General features: G+C 72.8%; 17 protein-coding genes and 1 pseudogene. 14 read left to right on the forward strand and 4 right to left on the reverse strand.

What is annotated here, in order from left to right:
* Nucleotides 1-161 precede the first annotated feature (161 nt).
* Together ACFYW3_RS23045 and ACFYW3_RS23050 are read left to right on the forward strand one after the other, a co-directional pair.
* The gene (locus ACFYW3_RS23045; protein WP_351762768.1) at nucleotides 162-440 is read left to right on the forward strand and encodes a hypothetical protein; all 279 of its coding nucleotides are present in this window, start codon (nucleotides 162-164) and stop codon (nucleotides 438-440) included.
* Between the two features lie 108 nt (nucleotides 441-548).
* The gene (locus tag ACFYW3_RS23050) at nucleotides 549-692 is read left to right on the forward strand and encodes a hypothetical protein (protein ID WP_266952730.1); all 144 of its coding nucleotides are present in this window, start codon (nucleotides 549-551) and stop codon (nucleotides 690-692) included.
* Nucleotides 693-814: 122 nt separating this feature from the next.
* Here the strand turns inward: ACFYW3_RS23050 and ACFYW3_RS23055 are convergent, their stop codons facing one another.
* Nucleotides 815-1816, reverse strand: coding sequence for a DMT family transporter (locus tag ACFYW3_RS23055; RefSeq protein WP_389387152.1), 1002 nt, complete (start codon nucleotides 1814-1816; stop codon nucleotides 815-817).
* A gap of 86 nt (nucleotides 1817-1902) precedes the next feature.
* Nucleotides 1903-2637 carry a helix-turn-helix domain-containing protein gene (locus tag ACFYW3_RS23060; protein ID WP_351762762.1) on the reverse strand — a complete coding sequence of 245 codons (735 nt, stop codon included), beginning with the start codon at nucleotides 2635-2637 and terminating at the stop codon, nucleotides 1903-1905.
* A 257-nt stretch (nucleotides 2638-2894) separates the two neighbouring features.
* Here ACFYW3_RS23060 and ACFYW3_RS23065 point away from each other — a divergent pair, with 257 nt between their 5' ends.
* From ACFYW3_RS23065 to ACFYW3_RS23075, 3 genes are all read left to right on the forward strand, one after another.
* Nucleotides 2895-6914 carry a Pls/PosA family non-ribosomal peptide synthetase gene (locus ACFYW3_RS23065; RefSeq protein ID WP_389387153.1) on the forward strand — a complete coding sequence of 1340 codons (4020 nt, stop codon included), beginning with the start codon at nucleotides 2895-2897 and terminating at the stop codon, nucleotides 6912-6914.
* 35 nt (nucleotides 6915-6949) lie between these two features.
* The gene (locus ACFYW3_RS23070) at nucleotides 6950-8356 is read left to right on the forward strand and encodes a M1 family metallopeptidase (RefSeq protein ID WP_351762756.1); all 1407 of its coding nucleotides are present in this window, start codon (nucleotides 6950-6952) and stop codon (nucleotides 8354-8356) included.
* A 139-nt stretch (nucleotides 8357-8495) separates the two neighbouring features.
* Nucleotides 8496-8699, forward strand: coding sequence for a cold-shock protein (locus ACFYW3_RS23075; protein ID WP_266952720.1), 204 nt, complete (start codon nucleotides 8496-8498; stop codon nucleotides 8697-8699).
* A gap of 94 nt (nucleotides 8700-8793) precedes the next feature.
* On the opposite strand, the gene ACFYW3_RS23080 is transcribed toward ACFYW3_RS23075, so the two are convergent.
* Together ACFYW3_RS23080 and ACFYW3_RS23085 are read right to left on the reverse strand one after the other, a co-directional pair.
* Nucleotides 8794-10329, reverse strand: coding sequence for an amino acid permease (locus ACFYW3_RS23080; RefSeq protein ID WP_351762753.1), 1536 nt, complete (start codon nucleotides 10327-10329; stop codon nucleotides 8794-8796).
* Between the two features lie 79 nt (nucleotides 10330-10408).
* Entirely contained in the window at nucleotides 10409-11389 is a 981-nt protein-coding gene (locus tag ACFYW3_RS23085; RefSeq protein ID WP_351762751.1) for a hypothetical protein, read from the reverse strand.
* 414 nt (nucleotides 11390-11803) lie between these two features.
* Here ACFYW3_RS23085 and ACFYW3_RS23090 point away from each other — a divergent pair, with 414 nt between their 5' ends.
* From ACFYW3_RS23090 to ACFYW3_RS23130, 9 genes and pseudogenes are all read left to right on the forward strand, one after another.
* The gene (locus tag ACFYW3_RS23090) at nucleotides 11804-13243 is read left to right on the forward strand and encodes an FGGY family carbohydrate kinase (protein WP_389387154.1); all 1440 of its coding nucleotides are present in this window, start codon (nucleotides 11804-11806) and stop codon (nucleotides 13241-13243) included.
* Entirely contained in the window at nucleotides 13240-14637 is a 1398-nt protein-coding gene (locus ACFYW3_RS23095; protein WP_389387155.1) for an FAD-dependent oxidoreductase, read from the forward strand. Before ACFYW3_RS23090 ends, ACFYW3_RS23095 begins: the two co-directional genes overlap by 4 nt.
* The gene (locus ACFYW3_RS23100) at nucleotides 14634-15833 is read left to right on the forward strand and encodes an NAD(P)/FAD-dependent oxidoreductase (protein ID WP_389387156.1); all 1200 of its coding nucleotides are present in this window, start codon (nucleotides 14634-14636) and stop codon (nucleotides 15831-15833) included. The genes ACFYW3_RS23095 and ACFYW3_RS23100 overlap by 4 nt, the downstream gene beginning before the upstream one ends.
* 218 nt (nucleotides 15834-16051) lie before the next feature.
* On the forward strand, nucleotides 16052-17461 hold the full coding sequence (locus tag ACFYW3_RS23105) for a hypothetical protein (protein ID WP_389387157.1): 1410 nt from the start codon (nucleotides 16052-16054) through the stop codon (nucleotides 17459-17461).
* A 250-nt stretch (nucleotides 17462-17711) separates the two neighbouring features.
* Nucleotides 17712-17833, forward strand: a pseudogene (locus ACFYW3_RS23110) (IS481 family transposase); the annotation flags it as partial.
* 312 nt (nucleotides 17834-18145) lie between these two features.
* Nucleotides 18146-19966 carry a glycoside hydrolase family 15 protein gene (locus ACFYW3_RS23115; RefSeq protein ID WP_351761797.1) on the forward strand — a complete coding sequence of 607 codons (1821 nt, stop codon included), beginning with the start codon at nucleotides 18146-18148 and terminating at the stop codon, nucleotides 19964-19966.
* Between the two features lies 1 nt (nucleotide 19967).
* Nucleotides 19968-20927 carry a cyclase family protein gene (locus ACFYW3_RS23120; RefSeq protein ID WP_389387158.1) on the forward strand — a complete coding sequence of 320 codons (960 nt, stop codon included), beginning with the start codon at nucleotides 19968-19970 and terminating at the stop codon, nucleotides 20925-20927.
* Nucleotides 20928-20978: 51 nt separating this feature from the next.
* Nucleotides 20979-22559: a GMC oxidoreductase gene (locus ACFYW3_RS23125; protein WP_389387159.1), complete on the forward strand. Its 1581-nt coding sequence runs from the start codon at nucleotides 20979-20981 to the stop codon at nucleotides 22557-22559.
* Nucleotides 22560-22613: 54 nt separating this feature from the next.
* The gene (locus ACFYW3_RS23130; protein ID WP_351761860.1) at nucleotides 22614-23123 is read left to right on the forward strand and encodes a gluconokinase; all 510 of its coding nucleotides are present in this window, start codon (nucleotides 22614-22616) and stop codon (nucleotides 23121-23123) included.
* Nucleotides 23124-23168 lie beyond the last annotated feature (45 nt).

Here is a 23168-nt window from a genome sequence, read left to right on the forward strand (position 1 = left end):
GACGACGCGAAGGACAAACCGCGCCCGACCGGACGACGAGGAAGATCGCGCACGGGAAAACGGCCAGGGGAATCGACCACGAGGAGAGCCCCGGTCGGACCCTGTGTGCGGTGGGACGCGTGGGGTAGGGGCACCGCATGTTCCGGCATCGACGTGTACGAGTGACAGCTGTGTTCCTGACCGCTTGGGTGGGGTTCACCGGACTGGAGAGGTGGAGTGAACTGGCGCCGTGGTCGGCGGCGGTGGCGGCCGGACTGTTCTGGGCGGGTGTCGTCGCGGGGACGTGGTGGTTCGCGGAGTGGACGCTGTTCCCCCGAGCGCGGCGTGACGCCGACGCCGGCCGGGACCCCCGTCGTGCGGTGGCGCCGGACAGCGCGCCGACCGGCGAGCGGGGAGCCGAGAGGAACGCGAACCCGGACCGGGTGGGCGCGCGGCGTTGACGCAGGTGATGCCGGCGGCGGGGGCGAGGGGGCGTGCCCGGATCCCGCGCATCGTCGGCCGGGGTCGGGGCAGACGCGGGTAAAGGTTCCGTATCCGGGAGGGAAACCATGGCCGGTCTGCTCGCCAAGTTGAAGGAATTCCGTCGCACCCCGCAGGGTGTTCGGGCGGAGGCGTCCGTCCGCCGTGCCGCCGCCGATCCGCGCAAGCGGGCGCAGGCGAGGCGGCTCGTCGACCGACTGCGCAGGCGCTGACCGCGCCGCCCGACCGGACGGGGACGGCGCGGGACTCGACGGTGCGGGCCACCGCGATCGAGCGGTGGCCCGCACCGTTTCGTGTGCCTCCCGTCCCGCATGGGCGACTTCACCAACGACCTTCACATGCGCGGGGGTTGAGAGCGCGACGGGTTCGACGCCCACGCCGCGGTGCGCACGTCGGTCCCGGTCGGCGCCTCGGTGCGCACGTCGGTCCCGGTGGGCGCCGCGGTGCGCGGACGACTGCGGGCCACGCCCACCCCGGCCAGGCACAGCACTCCGCCGAGCAGGGTCAGCCACGCGGGCACCTCGCCCAGGAACACCCAGCTCAGCAGGACCACCACGGCCGGAACGGCGTATGTCGTGGAGCCCAGCTTTCCGGCCGGCATCCGGGCCAGGGCGTACGTCCACGCGATGAAGGCGAGCGCGGTCGGCACCACGCCCAGGTAGATCATGTTCAGCGTCGCGGACAGCGGCGCCTCGGGCAGCTCCGTCGCGAGCTGCCCGGCGAAGGGCAGGCAGGCCACGGCGCCGATCAGGCAGCTGTACGCGGTGATCTGCAGGGGCGTCCCGAAGGAGAGCGCGGGCTTCTGCGCGACCACACCGGTCGCGTAGGCCACGGCGGCCAGCAGGCACAGCGCGACCCCGAGCACCGAGGTGGAGCCGTCGCCGCCCGAGGACATGGAGAGTCCGACGACCACCGCGCCGATGAAGGAGACGGCCATGCCGGCCAGCAGTCTCGGCGGCAGGGCCTCACCCAACAGGCGGGCGGCGAGCAGGGCCATCAGGATGGGGCCGGTGTTCACCAGCAGGGAGGCCGTACCCGCGTCGACCAGCCGTTCACCCCAGTTCAACGCGATGGTGTAGCCGCAGAACCATACGAGTCCGGAGACCAGGATGCCGCGCCGGGCTCCGCGCGGGGGCAGTCCCTGGCGCCGGATCAAGAGCAGGGTGACGAGCACCAGGGAGGCGGCCAGCAGCCTGCCGAGGGCCAGGGACCCGGGCGAGTAGGCGGCGCCGGCGCTGCGGATGGACACGAAGGCGGAGGCCCAGGCGAACACCGTGAAGGTGACGGCGCCGACCGTGAGGACGGCGGGTGAGAGCACACTCAGACGGGACTTCATGGACGCACCCTAACCAGCAATCATTTCGGCGTCCACCGAAATGTTCGGCTGTGTTCTTCCTGTCCCGCCGCTCCTGTGCCCGCCCTTCAGGCCCAGGCGTCCGCCGTGATCCCCAGCAACGCTCCGAAGGCCCGCTCCCCCTCCTCGGTCACCAGGAGCCCCCGCCCACCGCCGGCGGGCCTCTCCACCCAGCGCCCGTCCAGCGCCCGCGCGCACAGTCGCGCCCCGGCGAGGCCGCCCAGGTGCCGCCGCCGCTCGGTCCAGTCCAGACAGGAGCTCGCCAGGGGCCGGCGCCCTTCCAGGGCGAGGTCCACGCCGGCCCGCCCGCACCACTCGCGCCCCGCCTCGGTCAGCTCGAAGGCCGCCTCGGTCCGCAGCAGCCCCCGCTCCCCCATGGCGTCGGTGACCGCCATCCCGAGGCGCCCCGCGAAGTGGTCGTAGCAGGTCCGGGCCCGGGCCAGCGGATCGGGCGCGGACACGACGGGAACGGCGTGCGCGGCGTCCCGATCGGGGATGGCGTGGGAGGCGAGTTCGTCCACCAGGCGGGCCGTCGCCGCGTCGGCGATCCGTACGTAACTGTGGCGCCCCTGCCGCTCGGTGACGCAGATCCCCGCGTCGAGCAGCCGGGCCAGGTGGCCGCTGATCGTGGACGGCGCGACCGAGGTGATCCGGGCCAGTTCACCGGCGGTCCAGGCGCGCCCCTCGAGCAGGGTCATGCAGATGGCGGCCCGGGTCTCGTCGGCCAGCGCCGCGGCGAGCGAGGCCAGGCGCGCAGCGGGGGCGGGGGCGTCGGCGGGCCTTGCGGCCGGTACGTCGTTCATGGTCCCAGGATGCCGCAAAACTTCGCTGGACACCGAATGGTTGCCGGTCCTTGAGGACGGGTCGTACGGCAGCCCGGCCCGGACGGGGCGCGTCCGACTCCCGTACCGCCTCTTCTCCGCCACACACAAGGCTTCGACGAGAAGATTCTTGATCGCGCACTAGACTGGCCGGTTGTTTGGTGCTGGGCCGGAACAACCCGGGCAAACCCGGGCTCCGCCGGCGACCCGGACACTCCGGGACCGAGACGTGAGGGCCGATGGCAGCCACACCTGAACGCGGTGAACTGACTCTGCTCGACGGCGAGGGCGGAAACGGCCACGTGGGCGCCGCCGAGGCGGATCGAGACGGCTTCGGGCCCGAGCGTTCCGGCGGTTCCGCCGGGCACGGGGAGCACGGGGAGCACGGGACGGGCGGGGAGTCCGGGAAGGGCGCGGTCTTCTCCGCCGGGCCCGCCGCCCCTCCGCGCACCCTCGTCGACGTCTTCGACGCCACCGTGCGCGCGCATCCCGACGAGCTCGCCCTGGACGACGGCGCCGCCCGCCTGACCTATCGGGCGCTGGCCTCGGAGGTGGAGCGTCGCAGGCGTGCCCTCGCGGCCGCCGGGGTGGGGCGAGGCGACCGGGTCGGCGTTCGCGTGCCGTCCGGGACCAACGAGCTGTACATGTCCGTCCTCGCCGTGCTCGCCGCCGGCGCCGCCTACGTGCCGGTCGACGCCGAGGACCCGGACGAGCGGGCCGAGCTGGTCTTCGCCGAGGCCGGGGTGCGGGCCGTCCTGGGCGCCGGAGAGCGCGTCGAGGTGACCGGACCGGCGGCGGCGCCCTCGGGGCTCCCGGCGGAGCCCGCCGCGCGCCCCGGGCCCGAGCACGACGCGTGGATCATCTTCACCTCCGGTTCCACCGGCAAGCCCAAGGGCGTCGCCGTGAGCCATCGCGGCGCCGCCGCGTTCGTCGACGCGGAGGCCGCGCTGTTCCTCGCCGAGGAGCCCGTCGGGCCCGGCGACCGGGTCATGGCAGGGCTGTCCGTGGCCTTCGACGCGTCCTGCGAGGAGATGTGGCTGGCCTGGCGTCACGGCGCCTGCCTGGTGCCCGTGCCCCGCTCCCAGGTCCGCAGCGGCGCCGACCTCGGCCCCTGGCTGTTGGAACAGGACATCACCGTGGTGTCCACGGTCCCCACCCTGGCCGCGCTCTGGGAGCCCGACACCCTCGCCGACGTCCGGTTGCTGATCTTCGGCGGGGAGGCGTGCCCGCCCGAGCTGACCCAGCGCCTGGTCACCGAGGGCCGTGAGGTGTGGAACACCTACGGTCCCACCGAGGCCACCGTCGTGGCCTGCGCCTCGCTCCTGACGGGTGAGGAGCCGATCCGGATCGGCCTCCCGCTGAACGGCTGGGAACTGGCCGTGGTCGACGAGTCCGGCGAACCGGTGCCGATGGGCGGCAGTGGACAGCTCGTCATCGGCGGTGTCGGACTGGCCCGCTACCTGGACCCGGTGAAGGACGCCGAGAAGTACGCCCCGCTGGAGTCCCTGGGCTGGCGGCGCGCCTACCGCAGCGGCGACCTGGTCCGCGCGGAACCGGAGGGGCTGGTCTTCCTCGGTCGCGGTGACGAACAGATCAAGCTGGGCGGTCGCCGGATCGAGCTGGGCGAGGTGGACTCCGCGCTCCAGGCCCTGCCCGGCGTCGCGGGCGCGGCGTGCGCCGTCCGCACGGCACGCGGCGGCAACCAACTCCTGGTCGGCTATCTGGTCACCCAGGAGGGTTGGGACCGGGCGGCGGCCGTCGAGCGGCTGCGCGCCGAGTTGCCCGCGGCCCTCGTGCCGCTGCTGGCGCCCGTCGCCGACCTGCCGACGCGCACCTCCGGCAAGGTGGACCGGGACGCGCTGCCCTGGCCGCTCCCCGAGACGGAGGCCGACGGGCCCGTCGAGCAGTTGTACGGCACCGAGGCCTGGCTCGCCGAGCAGTGGGGCGAGACCTTGGGGGTGACCGTCGCCGGGGCCTGCGACGACTTCTTCGCGATCGGCGGCAACAGCCTCGCCGCCGCCCGGCTCACCACGCGCCTGCGCACCCGCTACCCGCGTGCGGCCGTCCTCGACATCTATCAGCAGCCCACCCTGCGCAAGCTGGCCCGCCGGTTGGAGAAGTCGGTACGGGACGAGGAAGCGGCCCGGGTCGTCGCCCCGGTTCCGCCGCGCTCCCAGGTGGCGCAGTCGCTCCTGCTGCTCCCGCTGTTCACGCTGGTCGGTCTGCGCTGGACGGTGGCGCTGCTGGCCCTGGGCAACGTGGTGCACCTGTTCGGGCCCTGTCCGTGGGCGCCCACCGCCTCGTGGTGGCTGGTCGCCGCCGGCGCGGCGCTGCTGTTCAGTCCGCCGGGCCGGCTGGTGATCGCGGCCGGCGGCGCGCGCCTGCTGTTGCGCGGGGTGAAGGCGGGGCGTCACCCGCGCGGGGGAAGCGTCCACCTGAGGTTGTGGACCGCCGAGCGGCTCGCCGAGTGCGCCGGCGCGACCTCCCTGACCGGTTCCTGGCTGGAGCGTTACGCGCGGGCCCTCGGCGCCAAGGTCGGGCCCGAGGTGGACCTGCACTCGCTGCCGCCGGTGACGGGCATGCTCAAGCTCGGCCGCGGCTGCGCCGTGGAGTCCGAGGTGGACCTGAGCGGGCACTGGTTGGACGGGGACCGGCTGGTGATCGGCCCGGTGAAGGTCGGAGCGGGTGCGGTGGTCGGCACCCGCAGCCTGCTCTTCCCCGGCGCGCGGGTCGGCAAGCGGGCCGAGGTGGCCCCCGGTTCCGCCGTGGCCGGGCAGGTGCCGACCGGCCAGCGCTGGGCCGGGGCTCCCGCCGTCAAGCTCGGCAAGGCCAAGCGCAACTGGCCCCGGGAACGCCCGCCGCGCTCGCTCCGGTGGCGGGCCGCCTACGGCGCCGCCGGCTTCGGCCTCACCGCACTGCCGGTGCTCGCCGCCCTGCCCGCCCTGCTCGTGGTGAGTCGGTTCGTGCCAGCCGACGCCGGGCTCGGCGGGGCGCTGCGGGGCGCCCTGCTCGCCGTGGTGCCCGGGGCCCTCGCGTTCGGGGCGGCGTACGCGCTGCTGTTGTTGGTGTCCGTACGGCTGCTCAGCCTCGGCCTGCGGACGGGCACGCATCCGACGCACGGCAGGATCGGCTGGCAGGCGTGGACGGTCACCCAGCTGATGGACCTGTCGCGGGAGACCCTGTTCCCGCTGTACGCCGGGCTGATCACTCCGGTGTGGCTGAGGCTGCTGGGCATGAGGATCGGCCGGGGCGCGGAGGTGTCCACGGTCCTCGCCCTGCCGAGCCTCACCACCGTCGGCGAGGGTGCCTTCCTCGCCGACGACACCCTGACCGCCCCGTACGAACTGGGCGGCGGCTGGATGCGGATCGGCCACTCCGAGATCGGCCGGCGGGCGTTCCTGGGGAACTCCGGCATGACCGCGCCGGGCCGCACGGTGCCGGACGGCGGGCTGGTCGGGGTGTTGTCGGCGACCCCGAAGAAGGCCAAGAAGGGCAGTTCGTACCTGGGTCTGCCGCCGGTCAGGCTGCCCCGGTCCACCGCGGACGCCGACCAGAGCCTGACCTACGATCCGCCCGTACGGCTGCTGTGGGCGCGGGGCCTGGTGGAGCTGTGCCGGCTCGTGCCGGTGTTCTGCTCGGCGGCCCTGGCCGTGCTGACGGTGGCGGCGCTCTGCGCGCTGGGCACGGCGGACGGGACGGGGGTCGCGGGCGCGGCGCTGCTGTCCGGGGTGGTCCTGCTCGCGGCCGGCGCGGCGGCGTGCGGGGTCACGGTGGCCGCGAAGTGGCTGCTGGTGGGGCGGCACCGGGCCGGAGAGCACCCGTTGTGGAGCGGCTTCGTGTGGCGCAACGAGCTGGCCGACACCTTCGTCGAGGTGCTGGCCGTGCCGTGGTTGGCCGGATCCGTGCCCGGTACGCCGGTGCTGGCCCTGTGGTTGCGCGCCCTCGGGGCCCGGATCGGCCGGGGCGTGTGGTGCGAGAGCTACTGGTTGCCCGAGACGGACCTGGTGGTGCTGGGCGACGCGGTCAGTGTGAACCGCGGCTGCGTGTTGCAGACGCACCTCTTCCACGACCGGATCTTGAGGACGGATACTGTGGTCCTCCGTGAGGGCTCCACCCTGGGGCCGGGCGGAATCGTCCTGCCCGGGAGTACGGTCGGGGCCCACAGCACACTGGGTCCCGCCTCTCTCGTGATGGCCGGGGAATCCGTCCCCGCCAACACCCGTTGGCTGGGCAACCCGATCGAGGCGTGGCGGGCCTGAGAGGGCCCGAGCACAGCGCAGGGAGCGGTAGCGGCATGAGCGGCCAGAGAACAGCGGCATCGGACCCGTACTTTCCGGCCAACGGCGACCCCCGTTACCGTGTGCACCGCTACGAACTCGCTCTGGAGTACCGTCCCGGCCCCAACCGGCTGGCCGGGACGGCCCGACTCAGCGCGATCGCCGGGCGGGCACCGCTCGCCGAGTTCCACCTGAACCTGGCCGAGTTCAAGATAGGCCGGGTCCTGGTGAACGGCCGGGCGCCGCATTTCACCCACCGCGGCGGAAAGCTGCGGGTCCGGCCGGCCAAGCCGCTCGCCGCAGGCGCCGCCTTCACGGTGGAGGTGCACTGGGCGGGCAATCCGAAGCCGGTGCGCAGCCCCTGGGGCGGCATCGGCTGGGAGGAGCTGACGGACGGCGCGCTGGTGGCCAGCCAGCCGGTCGGCGCCCCCTCCTGGTATCCGTGCAACGACAGGCCGGCGGACAAGGCCTCGTACCAGATCTCGGTCAACACCCCGTCCGCCTACACGGTGGTGGCCGGCGGCCGGTTGCTCACCCGCACGACGAAGGCCAGCACCACCACCTGGGTGTACGAACAGTCCGCGCCGACCTCCAGCTATCTGGTGGGCCTGGCCATCGGCGCGTACCAGACGGTGTTGCTCGGCGACCCCGGCCTGGGCGGGGTGCCGCAGACCGCCCACGTACCGGCCCACCTGCTGCCGCGCTTCTCCCGCGACTTCGCCCGGCAACCCGCCATGATGCGGTTGTTCGAGGACCTGTTCGGCCCCTATCCGTTCGGCGAGTACGCGGTCGTGGTGGTCGACGAGGAACTGGACGTGCCGGTGGAGGCCCAGGGGTTGTCGCTCTTCGGCGCCAATCACGTGGACGGCGCGCGCGGTTCGGAGCGGCTCGTCGCCCACGAACTCGCCCACCAGTGGTTCGGCAACAGCGTGAGCATCGCCGACTGGCGGCACATCTGGCTGAACGAGGGCTTCGCGAAGTACGCGGAATGGCTCTGGTCGGAGCACTCCGGTGGCCGCACCGCGCACGCGCTGGCCGTCGGTGCGCACCGGCTGCTGTCCTCGCAGCCGCAGGACCTCACGCCGGCGGATCCCGGCCGCAAGCTGATGTTCGACGACCGGCTGTACCAGCGCGGGGGTCTGGCCGTGCACGCGGTGCGTTGCGCCCTGGGCGACGGCGCGTTCTTCCGGATGTTGCGCGACTGGGCCGCGGCGCACCGCAACGGCGTGGTGACCACCGCGGGCTTCATCGGCCACGTGGCCCGCTACGCGGCCGAACCGGTCGACGACCTGTTCGCGACCTGGCTCTACGATCCGGCCCTCCCGCCGCTGCCCTCGCCGCCGCTGCGGCCGCCGGTGCCGGCACGACCGGGCTACCCGCCGGCGAACGGCGAGCCCGCCCGCAGGGGGCGCGACTCCGCCTGACAAGCGCCCCGATCGAAGGGTCCCCGCCTGGCGTACGCGGGCGCGGATCGGGGTAGTCCTGCTGCCGAAGCCCGGCGGCGCCGCGCTTCGGGGCCGTCCCGACCGGGCCGGTTCCCCGTGTGGACGAAGGATGTTCGGCATGGCCAGTGGCACCGTGAAGTGGTTCAACTCCGAGAAGGGCTTCGGCTTCATCGCCCAGGAGGGTGGCGGACCGGACGTGTTCGCCCACTACTCCAACATCGCGGGCTCGGGCTACCGGGAGCTCACCGAGGGGCAGGCCGTCACGTTCGACGTGACCCAGGGGCAGAAGGGGCCGCAGGCCGAGAACATCGTGGTCGCCTGAACGCAGCGCACGGATCTCTGAGCGAGGCTTCACCCCGCCCGCCCCGGCCGGCCACCATCCGGTGACCGGCCCGGGCGGGCGTCGCTTCGTGTGCTCAGACGATGTCCTCGGCGATCTCCGCCTGCTCCCGGGCGTTCCCGTACGCGGACGGGGTCCCGTAGGAGCGTCGGGCGACGTACCACCACACGCTGGCGAGCACCAACACCACGGCCAGGGCGATCACCGCGTAGTTCATCGAGTCGATGGTGACCGGGGATTTCTGCGGCAGGCAGAACAGCACGGTGACGACGGCCACCCAGACGACGGCGATCCAGCCGATCGGCTTGCTCCAGCGGCCGAGGTGCCACGGGCCGGGTTCGAACCGGTTGCCGGCGCGGAGCCGCAGGTAGATGGGGATGGCGTAGGCCGGGGTGATGCCGATGACGTTGATGGCGGTCACGGCGCCGTACGCGGTGGCGGAGTAGAGGGACGGCAGGGCGAGCACGCCCGCTACGACGACCGACAGCCACACCGCCGGGACGGGCGTCTGGGTACGGCTGCTGACCTTGCGCCACAGCGCCGAGCCGGGCAGGGCGTTGTCGCGGCTGAACGCGAAGACCATCCGGCTCGCGGCGGCCACCTCGGCGTTGCCGCAGAAGAGCTGCGCGACGATGACGACGAGCAGCAGGGCGGTCGCGCCGCCGGAGCCGAGGGCGTCCAGGAGGATCTGGGCCGGTGGGACGCCGGTGGCGCTGTTCTGGACGGCCGCGTAGTCCTGGATGGCGAAGGTGAGGCCCGCGAGCAGGGCGAATCCGGCGATCCAGGAGACCCAGATGGCCCGGACGATGCCCTTGGCGGCGGAGACGGAGGCGTTCGAGGTCTCCTCGGACAGGTGCGCGGAGGCGTCGTAGCCGGAGAAGGTGTACTGGGCGAGGAGCAGGCCGACCGCCGCCACGTAGAACGGGTTGGCCCAGCCGGTGTCGTTGACGAACTCGGTGAAGACGAACGAGGCCGACTGGTGGTGGTCGGGGATGAAGGCCAGGGCGCCGACGATCACGGCTACACCGGCCAGGTGCCACCAGACGCTGATGGAGTTGAGCACGCTGACGAGGCGGACGCCGAAGAGGTTGAGCGTGGCGTGCAGCAGCAGGATGCACAGGAAGATCAGGAACGTGGAGCCGGCGGTGGGCACGAAGCCGAACTGGAGGTTGAGGAAGGCTCCGGTGAACAGGGCGGCGCCGTAGTCGATCCCGGCGATCGCGCCGAGCAGGCCCAGCAGGTTCAGCCAGCCCGTGTACCAGCCCCAGCGGCGTCCGCCGAGCCGGTCGGCCATGTAGTACAGCGCCCCCGACGTCGGGTAGGCGCTGGTCACCTCGGCCAGGGCGAGGCCCACGCAGAGCACGAAGAGGCCGACACCGACCCAGCCCCACAGCATGACGGACGGGCCGCCGGTGCCCAGGCCGAAGCCGTACAGGGTCATGCAGCCGGAGAGGACGGATATGACCGAGAAGCTGATGGCGAAGTTGCCGAAGCCGCCCATGCGGCGGGCGAGGACGGGCTGGTAGCCCAGTTCTCTGAGTCGTTCCTCCTCGTCCTGTCGGGGTGGGGCCGCCTTGCGGTCCTGGCGGGATTCCCATGCGGTTCGGGACATGGCGGTACCTCCGGGGGTGGTCGAGCAGGGGACGGTGGGGTGCGGGGGTGGTGTCGCGGGAGCGGGTCCGCGGGGTGGTTCAGTCCCGGCCGGCCAGGCTGCGGGACCTGGCCTGGAGGAACACCTCCTCGGCGGCTGCCGGGTCGGCCGGGTCGCGGGTCCGGTCCGCCCACGGCAGGGCGGTCCAGTACCGGCCGATCGCGTCGAAGACCCGGGACGCGTCGTCGAAGCGGAGGGCTCCCCACAGGGCGTGGGCCAGGTGGTTCAGATCGAGCGGGGAGGCGTACTCCGGGTCGGTGTGGTGGAACCACGCGTCCAGGGCGTGTCCGGCTTCGCGGGCGGCGTCCTCGGCGACCCAGTGCAGGTCGAGGGCCTTGTCCTGGCCGCCTTCGCGTCGGTAGCGCTCGACCCGCACATAGAGCGGCAGCACGTGGACGGCGGACCCGGGCGGAGCGGAACCGGCCGCCCAGTGGACGAAGTCGGCCGCGTCGGAGAGGGGTCGCGGCGTGCGCGCGTACACGAACTGGAGCATCCGGTGGTACGCCTCGCGGTTGTACGGGTCCCGCCGGTCCGCCTCCGCGAGGATGCCCCAGGGCCCCGTGGGCAGCATCGGGCCGGGAGGCGGGAGCCGGTGTTCGTCCATCTGGTGGTGCTCGTCGAGGAGGGCGAGCGCGAGCAGGCAGATCCAGGGCACGGGGTCGGCGGGGCTGAGGCCGGCGGTGGCGTTGCAGGCCTGCCAGGCCTCCTCCCACAGCTCGTGGGTGCGGGGGTGTCCGGCACGGTGGGCGCGTACGGCACGTTCGACGGCGACCCGGGTGTGCATCACGGTCGCCGCGAGGCTTCGCGGTTGCTCGGCCCGCCATGCCTGGACGACATCGGTTCCGGCGGCGACGGCGGCGAGGACCTGGGTGCGCTGGGTCCACAGTCCCCAGCCGGTCGTCCGTTCGAGTAACCGCTCCATCGAGACCCAGCGACCGGTGCGCAGGTCCTGGACGGCGAGCCGCAGTTCGTTGTCGTGGCCGGCGGGGTGGTAGACGGGCCGGAGGTCTCCGCCCGCCATCACCTCGTCCCGGTCGACGGGAGGCGGGGTCGCGGGCGACGTGCGGTGGTCGTGTTCATCAGTCCTCGGGTCGCGTGGAGGGTGGGTTCAGTCGGCGTTCGACCGCCACACCGCGGCCCTACCGGCGCACGGGACGTGCGAACCGCGTGCGAACCGTGCGCTCGATCCCCGCCGTTGACCCACGGTCGGCATCCTTCCCGTTGATCGGCGATCACTATAGAACGAGTGAGCGCATCCGCATCCGGGGACATGAACGACCGCAAACATCAAGTCATGCAAGACATGTGACTTTGCGTCAGGCAGGCGCGTCACCTCGCCGGCGGATCTTGACGGGGTGGCTCCGCTGGTGAAGGCTTCCGACCGACGATCAAGCGACCGGAGATCAGACGTGTGGACCCCAGGAGCGGAGCGGTGATGACGGGCCCGGTGCTCGCGATCGACCAAGGCACATCGGGCACCAAGGCACTCGTGATCTGTCCGGTACGCGGGGTCATCGGCTCGGGTTTCGCAGCCGTGCGCCCCCGATACCTGCCGGGCGGCCGGGTGGAGGTCGCCCCCTTCGAGCTGCTGAACTCGGTGGTCGAGGCGGGGCGCGCCGCGCTGGCCGCGGCCGGTGAACCCGTGGTGGCGGTGGGGTTGGCCAACCAGGGCGAGACGGTCCTCGCCTGGGATCCGGCGAGCGGTGAACCGCTGACCGACGCGATCGTCTGGCAGGACCGGCGCGCCGAACCGCTCTGCGCCGAACTCGCGCCACACGCCGCGTGGTTGCGGGAGACGACGGGACTGCCGCTGGACCCGTATTTCGCCGCGCCCAAGATGGCCTGGATACGCCGTCATCTGACCCGCGAGGGTGTCGTGACGACGAGCGATGTGTGGCTGGTCCACCGTCTCACCGGTGCGTTCGTCACCGATGCGGCGACCGCGGGCCGTACCCAACTGCTGGACCTGGAGACCGTCCGCTGGTCGGACGCGGCCCTCGGCGCCTTCGACCTCTCGGGCGAACGTCTGCCGGAGATCGTCGACGCGGACACCCGCGTCGGCACCACCACCGCCTTCGGGCCCGAGGTGCCCTTGACGGGGCTGCTCGTGGACCAGCAGGCGGCGCTGCTCGCCCAGCGCGTCACCGAACCCGGCGCCGCCAAGTGCACCTACGGAACGGGGGCGTTCCTGCTCGCGCAGAGCGGACCGCTGCCCCGTCGAAGCGCCTCCGGGCTGGTCGGCTGCGTCGCCTGGCGGATCGCCGGACGCACCGACTACTGCCTGGACGGACAGGTGTACACGGCCGCGTCCGCCGTGCGCTGGCTGACCGATCTCGGGGTGGTGTCGGGCGCCGAGGACATCGACACCGTGGGCGGCGGCGTCGCGGACTGCGGGGGCGTCACCTTCGTGCCCGCGCTCGCCGGGCTCGCCGCCCCGTGGTGGCGCGGCGACCTGCGGGGCTCGGTCACCGGCCTCGGCCTCGACACCACGGCCGGGCACCTGGTGCGCGCCCTGTGTGACGGCATCGCCGCGCAGGTGGCGGAGCTCGCGGACGCGGTCGCCGGCGATCTGGGCGCGCCGCTCACGTCCCTGCGCGTGGACGGCGGGCTGACCCGTTCGGCGCTGCTCATGCAGGCCCAGGCCGATCTGCTCCGGATCCCCGTCGAGGTCTCGGCGTTGCCCGATGTGACAGCGCTGGGCGTCGGCGCGGTCGCCCGGCTCGGTCTCGATCCGTCGCTCACCGTCCACGAGGCCGTCCCGGAGTGGAAGCCGGCCGCCGTCTACGAGCCGAGGTGCGACGCCGGGCAGGCCGCGGAACGCCGCGCACGGTTTCGGACGGCGGTGTCGGCGATGCTCGGCGACGGCCCGGCATGAGCGTCACCACGGCGGGCGCCCTGCCGGGCGGGACGTACGACGTGACGGTCGTCGGCGCGGGCGTGGTGGGTGCGGCCATCGCCCGCGAACTGGCCCGACTCCCCTTGCGCGTCGCCCTGGTCGAGGCATCCGACGACGTCGGGGACGGCACGTCCAAGGCCAACACCGCGATCCTGCACACCGGTTTCGACGCGGTGCCGGGCTCCCTCGAAGCCCGGCTGGTCCGGGAGGGCCGACGGCTGCTCACCGCGTACGCCGCCGAGAGCGGCATCCCCGTCGAGCCGCTCGGGGCGCTCCTCGTCGCCTGGGACGAGGAGCAGCGGGCCGCGCTGCCGGGCCTCGCCGACAAGGCCGTGCGCAACGGCTACCACGCCGCCCGGATCATCCCGGCCGAGGAGGTGAGGGCCCGCGAACCCCGTCTCGGACCGGGCGTGACGGGGGCGCTCGACGTGCCGGGCGAGTCCATCATCTGCCCTTGGACGACCACGCTCGCGTACGCGACGCAGGCCGTCCGCGCGGGCGTGGACCTGCACCTCGGCTGCCGTGTCGAATCGGTCGCTTCGGGAGACCCGCACACCCTGACCACGACACGGGGGGCGCTGCGCACCCGTCACCTGGTCAACGCGGCGGGCCTGTACGCGGACGAGATCGACCGGTTCCTGGGCCACGCGGACTTCACCGTGACGCCCCGGCGGGGCCAGCTGATCGTGTTCGACGAACTCGCCCGCGATCTGGTCCGGCACATCCTGCTGCCGGTGCCGGGCGCCCTCGGCAAGGGGGTGTTGGTGTCGCCGACGGTGTACGGGAACGTGATGCTCGGGCCGACCGCCGAGGACCTGGACGACAAGACGGACACCGGATCGACCGCCGAGGGACTCGCGCTGCTGCGCGAGAAGGGCCGGCGGATCCTGCCGGCGCTCCTGGAGGAGGAGGTCACCGCCGTCTACGCCGGGCTGCGGACCGCCACCGAGCACGAGGACTACGCGATCAGGGCCCATCCCGCGCAGCGGTACGTCGCCGTGGGCGGGATCCGCTCGACGGGCCTGACCGCCTCGATGGCCATCGCCGCCCACGTGGTGGAACTGCTCGCCGACGGAGGCCTGCCCGTGGCCGGCGCGCGCGAGCCGGAGCCGGTACGGATGCCGAACCTGGGCGAGGCGTACCCCCGGCCGTACCGCGACGCGCGGATGATCGAGGCGGACCCGGAGTACGGCAGGATCGTCTGCCACTGCGAGCGCGTGACCCGCGGGGAGATCCGCGACGCGTTCGCGTCGACGATCCCGCCCGCCTCGCCGGACGGACTGCGCAGGCGCACCCGCGCCCGGGGCGGCCGCTGTCAGGGCTTCCACTGTGGCGCCGCCGTTCGCGCCCTGTTCGAGGAGGCCCGGCGGTGAACCGTACGGTCGACGTCCTGATCGTCGGGGCCGGTCCCGCCGGGTTGACCCTGGCCGCCCGCCTCGCCGGCGCCGGCGCCGGACGGGTCGAGGTGCTGGAGCGTGAGCGGGAGGCGGGCGGGGCGCCCCGCCACTGCCACCACGGCCTCGGATGGGACGCCGCCCGGCCGCTGCGTTCCCTGCTCCACGGGCCCGCGTACGCACGGGAGTTGACGGAAGGGGCCGTGAACGCCGGGGTCGACGTCCGTACCGGTGTCAGCGCCACCGGCTGGGCGGGACCCCTGACGTTGGAGACCACGAGTCCGGCGGGACTCGAACGGATCAGGGCCCGGGCCGTGATCCTCGCGACGGGAGCCAGGGAGCGCCCCCGCAGCGCCCGACTGGTCCCGGGGTCCCGTCCGGCGGGTGTCTTCACCACCGGCGAGTTGCAGCGGTGGGTCCACCTCCACGGCGGGGCGGTCGGCCGGCGGGCCGTGGTGGTGGGCGCCGAGCCGGTGGCCCGGCACGCGGTCCGGAGCCTGCGGCACGCGGGCGCGGACGTGGTGGCGATGCTCACCGAACGACCGCGCGCCCGCGCCCTCCCGGGGGTACCGCTGCTCACCGCCACGACCGTGTCCGAACTGCGCGGCAGGGCAAGCCTGTCGGGTGTGGCCGTCCGCCATCGGGACGGCAGGTCGGGAGTCCTGGCCTGCGACACGGTGGTGTTCACCGGCGACTGGATCCCCGACCACGAACTGGCCCGCCGCGGCGGCGTCACCCTGGACGGGAGCACCCGCGGCCCCTGCGTGGACGCGTCCTTCCGTACGCGGACCCCGGGCGTCTTCGCGGTCGGCAACGCGCTGCGCGGCGTCGAGCGCGCCGCCACGGCCGCCTCGGAGGGCGCCGCCGCCGCGACACCGGTCCTGGCGCACCTCGCGGGGGCGCCCTGGCCGGCCCCGGGCCCGCTCCTGGTGGTGCGGGCCCCGCTGGTGTGGGTGACACCGAACCGCCTCACGGGCCTCGCCGGACGTCCGTTGCTGGTGCGGTCCGGGGAACCCCTGACCTGCCCGGTGGTGACGGTCGAGCAGGACGGCCGCCGGCTGTGGCGGCGCCGGATCCCCCACCAGGTGTCACCGTCCCGGTCGCTGCGGCTGCCGGTGGGGTGGACGGGCCGGGTCGACCGGTCGGGCGGACCCGTCGCGGTGTCGGTCGCCTGACGCGGCGTCGGTCGCCTGACGTATCGGGCGGGGCGTCGGGGCGCGCGGGGACACCGACCCGGATGCGGACCCGACCCGGATGCGGACCCTCGGTCGCGGCGCGGTCGCGGGTGCGCGGTGGCCGGTTAATGCCCTCGCGGTGAATCCGCCTGGCATGATCGACCCTCACGTTACTTCCCAGTAGCGCAACCTCCCCCCAACCAGAAGGCCTTACGTACGTGCGCATGCTCGCCAGACGCCTCCTCCTCCCCGGCCTCACCACGCTGGTGCTCGCCGCGACCGGTTGTGCCTCGACCACGCACACCGGCGCCACCGCCGAAACCGCGGCTCCCTCCCCCCTCGCGTCCGAAGCCGACGGTTCGCGGCGACTCGACGTCGCCGCGGCCCCGGTGGACTCCCCCACCCCGACGGCCGTCGCCCGGGCGGGCACCGGCGGCGGGAAGGGCGCCCCGAAGGCGTCGTCGCTGAAGGTCGCCTCCTACGACCGCAAGACCGGACGGGCCGTCATATCCCGTCCCCCGCAGCCGGTCAAGCCGTCGCCGGGCAGCTCGGCGAGCGGCTCGCCGGCACCCGACAAGCCCGTCGCCGTGGGCGACGTCATCGCCAGCGCCCCCGCGCCGGGAGCCCCCGACGGACTCCTCGCGAAGGTCACCCAGGTCGGCGCGAAGACCCCTCTGGGCACCGAGGTCGAGACGACCTCCACGACGTTGTCCTCCGTCCTCGACGACGACAAGGCGGACGGCAAGGTCCCGGTCGACCCGGCGTCGGTCACGGTCGAACCCCTGATGAAGGGGGTCACGCTCTCCTGGGCCAAGAGCCAGGGGGTCCGGTTCGGCCCCGAGGGCGCGAAGCTGCCCCTGGGCAACCTGCGGCTCGACGTGAACGCCCCCGTCGAGACCGCCCCCGGAGCCCCCGTCTCCGCCGGTGCCTCGGTCTCCGGATTCGTCCAACTCGCCCCCACGGTGGAGTTCTCGTACGACGGCTCGGGCGGCTCCGGCCCCCGATCCGCCTTCCTCGGCATGAACGGTGACTGGTCCTCCCAGTGGAGCCTCAAGGGCCATGCCGCCGCGAGCACGGGAGCCCCCAAGCGCATCCCGTTCGCCAAGCTGCACGGCGCCCCGGTCATCCAGGTGGGCCCGGTACCGGTGGTCGTCACCCTGGACCTGACCTGCTACATCCAGGTGGAAGCCGACGGACGCGTCACCCTCGACGTCCGGCAGGACGTCAAGGGCGACTTCCGTGTCGGTGGCAGCTACGCGCTGGGCAAGGGCTGGAATCCGGTCAGTACCTCGCACGTCCGGAGCACGCCGGTCAAGGCCGAGGTCACCGCCAACGGGCGCGTCAAGGCCGCGCTCGGCGCCGAGGCCGCCGTCGGCCTGTACGGAGCCGTTGGCGTGTCCGCGGACTTCGCCCCCTACCTGCGCGGTGAGGCCGACGTCAAGGCGTCCGCCTCCACCGACGGCAAGGCCTCCGTGAGCGGTGCGTGGGCCGTCTACGGCGGCTTCGACCTCAGCGGGCAACTCCAGTTCAAGCTGGCCCTGTTCGGCACCCCGGTCTTCGAACGCCGCATCCCGCTGGGCGCCCTGAACCGCGAGTGGCCCCTCACGAGCGGCAAGATCGGCCGCTAGGCCCTCTCCTTCGGATCTTGCCGGTCAGGCCCGCGTCGTCCGGTGCCGTGCATCGCACGGCGGAGAGGCTCCCTAGTACCGGACGCCCTCGGGTGCCTCGACAACGCGGCGAGGTGCGGTGCCGGGCGGCGCGGGTCAGGCAACATCCGAAAGAGACGGCCCAGTGCGGTGACACCGGTCTGGTCTTGAACATGGCGAAGACCTCCGATGTGGCGGGAACTGTCTGGGAACCCACCGCGCGGAGGTCTTCGTGTCCCACGGTAACGCCCGACTGACCGTCTTCGGAAGACGGCTGCCGGTCGAACTCCTCGCATCCGGCCGTCCGGTCGCCACGTCGCCGCCGAGATGCGCACATCACGAGCCACCGCCCACCCGCCGCCGTCCGGGTCCGTGTCCGTGACCTGCGCCGAACCCGCGACGCACCGGCGGGTGAGGCCCGGCGCGGGCAGGCCGGCGGCATCCGGCCGCCCGCCCCCGTACCGGCCGCCGAGGAGGACGGCGACTCTCCGTAGTCGGCGCCCGCATCATCCGACCCCGGCCGTGAGCTGCGGTTTCCGCCTCGTCGGAGGGCGGATGGACGGCTGCCCGTGACCGGTGCGGGGAGCCGCCGGACGGCGCAACGGGCACATCGGCGGCTTCTGGAAGATAGTGAGATCAGGGGATCTCCTTCGTCTGGGGACACACATGGACCGATACCCGCCCATCGCCGAGCACGGGCTCATAGGCGACCTGCAAACGGCCGCGCTGGTCACGTCACGGGGCGTCGTGGACTGGTTCGCGGCGCCGCGCTTCGACTCGCCCAGCATCTTCGCCTCGCTGCTCGATCACGACCGGGGTGGATACTTCCGGCTCGCGTCCAACGATTCCCAGGCCACGTGCAAGCAGCTCTACTACCCGGACACCGCTCTTCTGGTCACCCGGTTCATGTCGCCCGACGGGGTCGGTGAGGTCATCGACTGGATGACCCCGAACACCGGCCTCTCCCCCGCGGACCGGCACACCCTGATCCGGACCGCACGCACGGTGCGGGGAACCGTCAGTTTCGACCTGGAGTGCCGCCCGCGCTTCGACTACGCCCGCGCCGCCCACGAACTCGACGTGACGCCGGGGCTCTCCACCTTCCGCGCGCCCGGCGTGACCGCGTTCCTGCAGAGCACCTTCCCCCTGGAGAGGGACGGCGACGATCTGCGCGGGTCGGTCACGCTGAACGTCGGGGAGACCGCGGCGGCCGTCCTCACGGTCTGCGGCACCGGCGCCGAGGCACCGCCTCCACTCAGCGTCGACGGGATCACCCAGGAGCTCTGGGACTCGGCGGACTTCTGGCAGAAGTGGGTGCGCGGCTCCAACTACCGGGGTCGCTGGCCCGACATGGTGAACCGTTCCGCGATCACCCTGAAGCTGCTCACCTACGCTCCCAGTGGCGCCCCGGTCGCCGCGGCCACGATGGGCCTGCCCGAACAGGTCGGCGGCGAACGGAACTGGGACTACCGCTACACCTGGGTGCGCGACGGTTCGCTGTCCGTCCGGGCGTTGCTCGACCTCGGCTTCGTCGAGGAGGCCAACTCCTTCGTGCGCTGGCTCGGTGACCGCCTGCGCGAGACGGAGGGCAAGCCCGGCGAACCCCTGCAGATCATGTACCGGGTCGACGGGGAACCCCTGCTCACCGAGGAGATCCTCGGCCATCTGGAGGGCTACCGCGGCTCGGCTCCGGTGCGGCTCGGCAACGCGGCCTCGGACCAGTTGCAGTTGGACATCTACGGCGAGGCGCTCTACGCCCTGTCGGCGGGGCACGAGATCGCCTCCCAGGCCGGCTACCGCGGCTGGAAGGTGCTCTCCCGCACCCTGGACTGGCTGGCCGACTCCTGGGACCGCCCCGACGAGGGCATCTGGGAAACGCGCGGCGGCCGCAAGGACTTCACGTACAGCCGGGTCATGTGCTGGGCCGCCTTCGACCGCGGTCTGAAACTGGCCTCCGAGTTCAGTCGGCCCGCCGACACCGAACACTGGAGGACGACCCGCGACGCCATCATCGAGCAGGTGATGGAACGCGGTTGGAGCGAATCCATCGGGGCCTACGTGCAGCACTACGGCGGGCAGGACATCCTGGACGCCTCTCTGCTCCTCATGCCCCGGGTGGGGTTCGTGAGCCCCAGGGATCCGTCGTGGCTGTCCACCCTGGACGCGATGGACCGCACGCTGGTGTCCGACAGCCTGGTGTACCGCTACGACCCGGCGGCTTCCCCGGACGGACTGCGGGGCTCCGAGGGCACGTTCAGTCTCTGCACCTTCCTCTACGTGGACGCGCTCGCCCGGGCGGGGCGGCTTCGGCCGGCCCGGTACACGTTCGAGAAGATGCACACCTACGCCAACCACGTCGGCCTCTTCGCCGAGGAGGTGGGTCCCAGTGGCGAGCAACTCGGCAACTTCCCGCAGGCCTTCACCCACCTGTCGCTCATCACGGCGGCCTGCACGCTCGACGAAGCCCTCGACCGGCAACGCGACTGACATGGCCGGGGAAGCGGTGCCCGCGGAGCCCCGGTCGCCGGGCGTCCCACCGCGCCAGAGTCCCGCCGACTTCGAGGCGCTCTACCGGCGCCTTCGGGACCGGGCGACGAGCGATGTCCGGGGCGCGGTGGCCACCATCACGCCCGAGCACGTCAGGGCGGCGGCGAACGAGATCCGGACCGGCCGGACGGTGACGCTCGCGGCGCCGATCGAGACCCGGACCTCTCCCGACAATCCGGAGCCGGCCGCGCACAGGCTGACCGGGCCGTCCCGGAGCGCGGTCCACGCGCACGGACTCCACTTCGCCCTCGACCACTTCGAGATGAACGTCCACGGCAATGCCGACAGCCACCTCGACGCCCTCTGTCACGTCGTCTACGACGGAACCCTGCACGGCGGCGTCGACGCGGCCACGCTCACCCCCGAGGGGGCGGTGGCCCTGTCGGTGGACTCGGTCAGGAACGGCATCGTGGGCCGAGGGGTCCTGCTCGACATCCCGCGGCTGCGCGGGGTGCCGTGGCTGGAGCCCGGCGATCACGTCACCGCCGACGACCTGTCGGCCGCCGAACGGGGCCAACGGGTCGAGGTCGGCGAAGGGGACCTGTTGTTCGTCCGGGTCGGCCACCGGCTCAGACGCACCGAACTCGGCCCGTGGGACGCCGCGAGTTCCCGCGCGGGACTGCACCCGACGGCGATGGAGTTCCTCGCCGATCGCCACGTCGCCCTTCTGGGCGGTGACGGCAACAACGACACGGCGCCGAGCGTCACGGACGGCGTGGACTTCCCGGTGCACGTACTGGGCGTGCACGCCCTCGGGTTGTACCTCCTGGACTACCTCCGCTTCGAGGACCTGGTGCCGCTCTGCGAGGAGGCGGGCCGCTGGTCGTTCTTCTGCGTGGTCGCGCCGTTGCGCCTGCCCCGGGCCACCGGCTCGCCGGTCAACCCCATCGCCGTCCTCTGACCTCCGTCCGAAGGCGGGCACCCCCACACCATCGACAGCAAGGTGGCGGCCATGGCCGACAACCAGCGATACGACGTCATCGTCATCGGCACCGGAGCCGGCGGCGGCACCATCGCCCACCGTCTCGCCCCGAGCGGGAAGCGCATCCTGATCCTGGAGCGCGGCGGGTACCTTCCCCGGGAACGTGACAACTGGGAGTCCACCGCGGTCTTCGTCAAGGGCAAGTACCGGGCGCCCGAGTTCTGGTACGACAAACACGGTGACCGGTTCCCGCCCGAGGTCAACTACTACGTCGGCGGGAACACCAAGTTCTACGGCGCCGCGCTGTTCCGGCTGCGCCCCGAGGACTTCGGCGTGCTGCGCCACCACGGCGGGCTCTCCCCCGCCTGGCCGATCGGCTACGAGGACCTGGAGCCGTACTACACCGAGGCGGAACACCTCTACCTCGTGCACGGCCGGCACGGCGAGGATCCGAGCGAGGGGCCCGTCAGCGCCCAGTACGCCTACCCGCCGGTGGAGCACGAGCCACGGATCCAGCAGCTCAGCGAGGACCTCACGGCCCACGGGCTGCATCCCTTCCACCTGCCGATCGGCGTGAACCTCACCCAGGACGCGAAGGGCCGCGCCACCCACGAGAGCGTGTGCATCCGCTGCGACCGGGTGGACGGCTTCCCGTGCCCGCTCGGCGGCAAGGCCGACGCGCAGGTGATCTGTGTCGACCCCGCCCTGCGCCACGACAACGTGGAGATGGTCACCGGCGCCGACGTCCGCAGGCTGGAGACCGACGCCGCCGGCGGCACGGTCACCGATGTCGTCGCGCGGATGGAGGACGGGACGGAGGCGCGCTTCAGCGCCGACATCGTGGTGGTGGCGTGCGGCGCGGTGAACTCCGCGGTGCTGCTGCTGCGTTCGGCCGACGAGCGGCACCCCGGCGGCCTGGCCAACAGTTCGGACACGGTCGGCCGCCACTACATGCGGCACAACAACCTGGCGCTGATGGCGGTGTCGAAGGAACCGAACGACACCCGCTTCCAGAAGACCCTCGCTCTGAACGACTGGTACCTGGGCTCCGACGACTGGGACTTCCCGCTCGGCGGCATCCAGATGTTGGGCAAGTCGGACTCGGACCAGATCAAGGGCGAGGCGCCCCACTGGGCCGGACTGCTCTCGCCCGACATGCCGTTCGAGGTGATGGCCCATCACGCGGTGGACTTCTGGCTGTGCGGCGAGGACCTTCCCCAGCCGGCGAACCGCGTCACTCTCGACGGCAACGGCGACGTCCATCTGGCCCTCGACGAGAAGAACAACATCGAAGGGCTGAAGCGGCTGCGGCACAAGCTGCGGGGAATGCTCGACGCGCTCGGCATGCACCCGCACCATCTGCTCCCCCACAGCCTCTACCTGCACAAGGGGATGCCGATCGGCGCCACCGCCCACCAGGCCGGCACCGTGCGTTTCGGCACCGACCCGCGGACTTCGGCGCTCGACGTCAACTGCAAGGCCCACGACCTCGACAACCTCTACGTCGTGGACACCAGCTTCTTCCCGAGCATCGGCGCGGTGAACCCGTCCCTGACCGCCATCGCGAACGCGATGCGCGTCGGTGACGTCATCGCCGAGCGCCTGGGTTGAGGCGCGGTGGCCCCGGTCGCGGCCCGTACGGCGCCGACCGTCGTCGTGGTGGTCATGGGCGTCTCCGGCTCGGGCAAGAGCACGCTGGGGCGGCTCCTCGCGGGGCGGCTTCACGTGCCCTTCGCGGAGGGTGACGGCTTCCACCCGGCCGCGAACGTCGCCAGGATGGCCGCCGGGCATCCGCTCGACGACGCGGACCGCGAACCGTGGCTGGCGAGCCTCGTCGAGTACGTCCGCGAGAGCACCCGGGCCGGGCAGAGCGTCGTGATCTCGTGCTCGGCGCTCAAACGGAAGTACCGGGACCGCTTCCGGTCCGCCGGTGCGGGCGTCTGGTTCCTGTACCTGGAGCTGGACCGGGAGGTGGCACGGGCGCGCGTCGCCCGTCGGGCGGGGCACTTCATGCCGGTCGCGCTCCTGGAGTCGCAGTACGAGGCCCTGGAGCCCCTGGGAGCCGACGAACCCGGGCTCACCGTCCACGCGGACACGGCCGCCGACGCGGTCCTCGCCCGGGCCCAGGCGGCGATCACCCGCTTCGAGGCCCGGGGCGTGGCGAAGGACGGATAGCGTCCGGGACGGGGACGGCTCCCGGGCCGAAAAGGTGTCGCCGAA

The organism is Streptomyces sp. NPDC002602 (genome assembly GCF_042889445.1).
GTDB lineage: Bacteria > Actinomycetota > Actinomycetes > Streptomycetales > Streptomycetaceae > Streptomyces.

Bases quoted from the DNA above. Each gene is read 5' to 3' on its own strand.
- ACFYW3_RS23050 (WP_266952730.1), top strand. From the start codon at position 549: ATGGCCGGTCTGCTCGCCAAGTTGAAGGAATTCCGTCGCACCCCGCAG.
- ACFYW3_RS23055 (WP_389387152.1), bottom strand. From the start codon at position 1,816: ATGAAGTCCCGTCTGAGTGTGCTCTCACCCGCCGTCCTCACGGTCGGC.
- ACFYW3_RS23060 (WP_351762762.1), bottom strand. From the start codon at position 2,637: ATGAACGACGTACCGGCCGCAAGGCCCGCCGACGCCCCCGCCCCCGCT.
- ACFYW3_RS23065 (WP_389387153.1), top strand. From the start codon at position 2,895: ATGGCAGCCACACCTGAACGCGGTGAACTGACTCTGCTCGACGGCGAG.
- ACFYW3_RS23070 (WP_351762756.1), top strand. From the start codon at position 6,950: ATGAGCGGCCAGAGAACAGCGGCATCGGACCCGTACTTTCCGGCCAAC.
- ACFYW3_RS23075 (WP_266952720.1), top strand. From the start codon at position 8,496: ATGGCCAGTGGCACCGTGAAGTGGTTCAACTCCGAGAAGGGCTTCGGC.
- ACFYW3_RS23080 (WP_351762753.1), bottom strand. From the start codon at position 10,329: ATGTCCCGAACCGCATGGGAATCCCGCCAGGACCGCAAGGCGGCCCCA.
- ACFYW3_RS23085 (WP_351762751.1), bottom strand. From the start codon at position 11,389: ATGGCGGGCGGAGACCTCCGGCCCGTCTACCACCCCGCCGGCCACGAC.
- ACFYW3_RS23090 (WP_389387154.1), top strand. From the start codon at position 11,804: ATGACGGGCCCGGTGCTCGCGATCGACCAAGGCACATCGGGCACCAAG.
- ACFYW3_RS23095 (WP_389387155.1), top strand. From the start codon at position 13,240: ATGAGCGTCACCACGGCGGGCGCCCTGCCGGGCGGGACGTACGACGTG.
- ACFYW3_RS23115 (WP_351761797.1), top strand. From the start codon at position 18,146: ATGGACCGATACCCGCCCATCGCCGAGCACGGGCTCATAGGCGACCTG.
- ACFYW3_RS23120 (WP_389387158.1), top strand. From the start codon at position 19,968: ATGGCCGGGGAAGCGGTGCCCGCGGAGCCCCGGTCGCCGGGCGTCCCA.
- ACFYW3_RS23125 (WP_389387159.1), top strand. From the start codon at position 20,979: ATGGCCGACAACCAGCGATACGACGTCATCGTCATCGGCACCGGAGCC.
- ACFYW3_RS23130 (WP_351761860.1), top strand. From the start codon at position 22,614: ATGGGCGTCTCCGGCTCGGGCAAGAGCACGCTGGGGCGGCTCCTCGCG.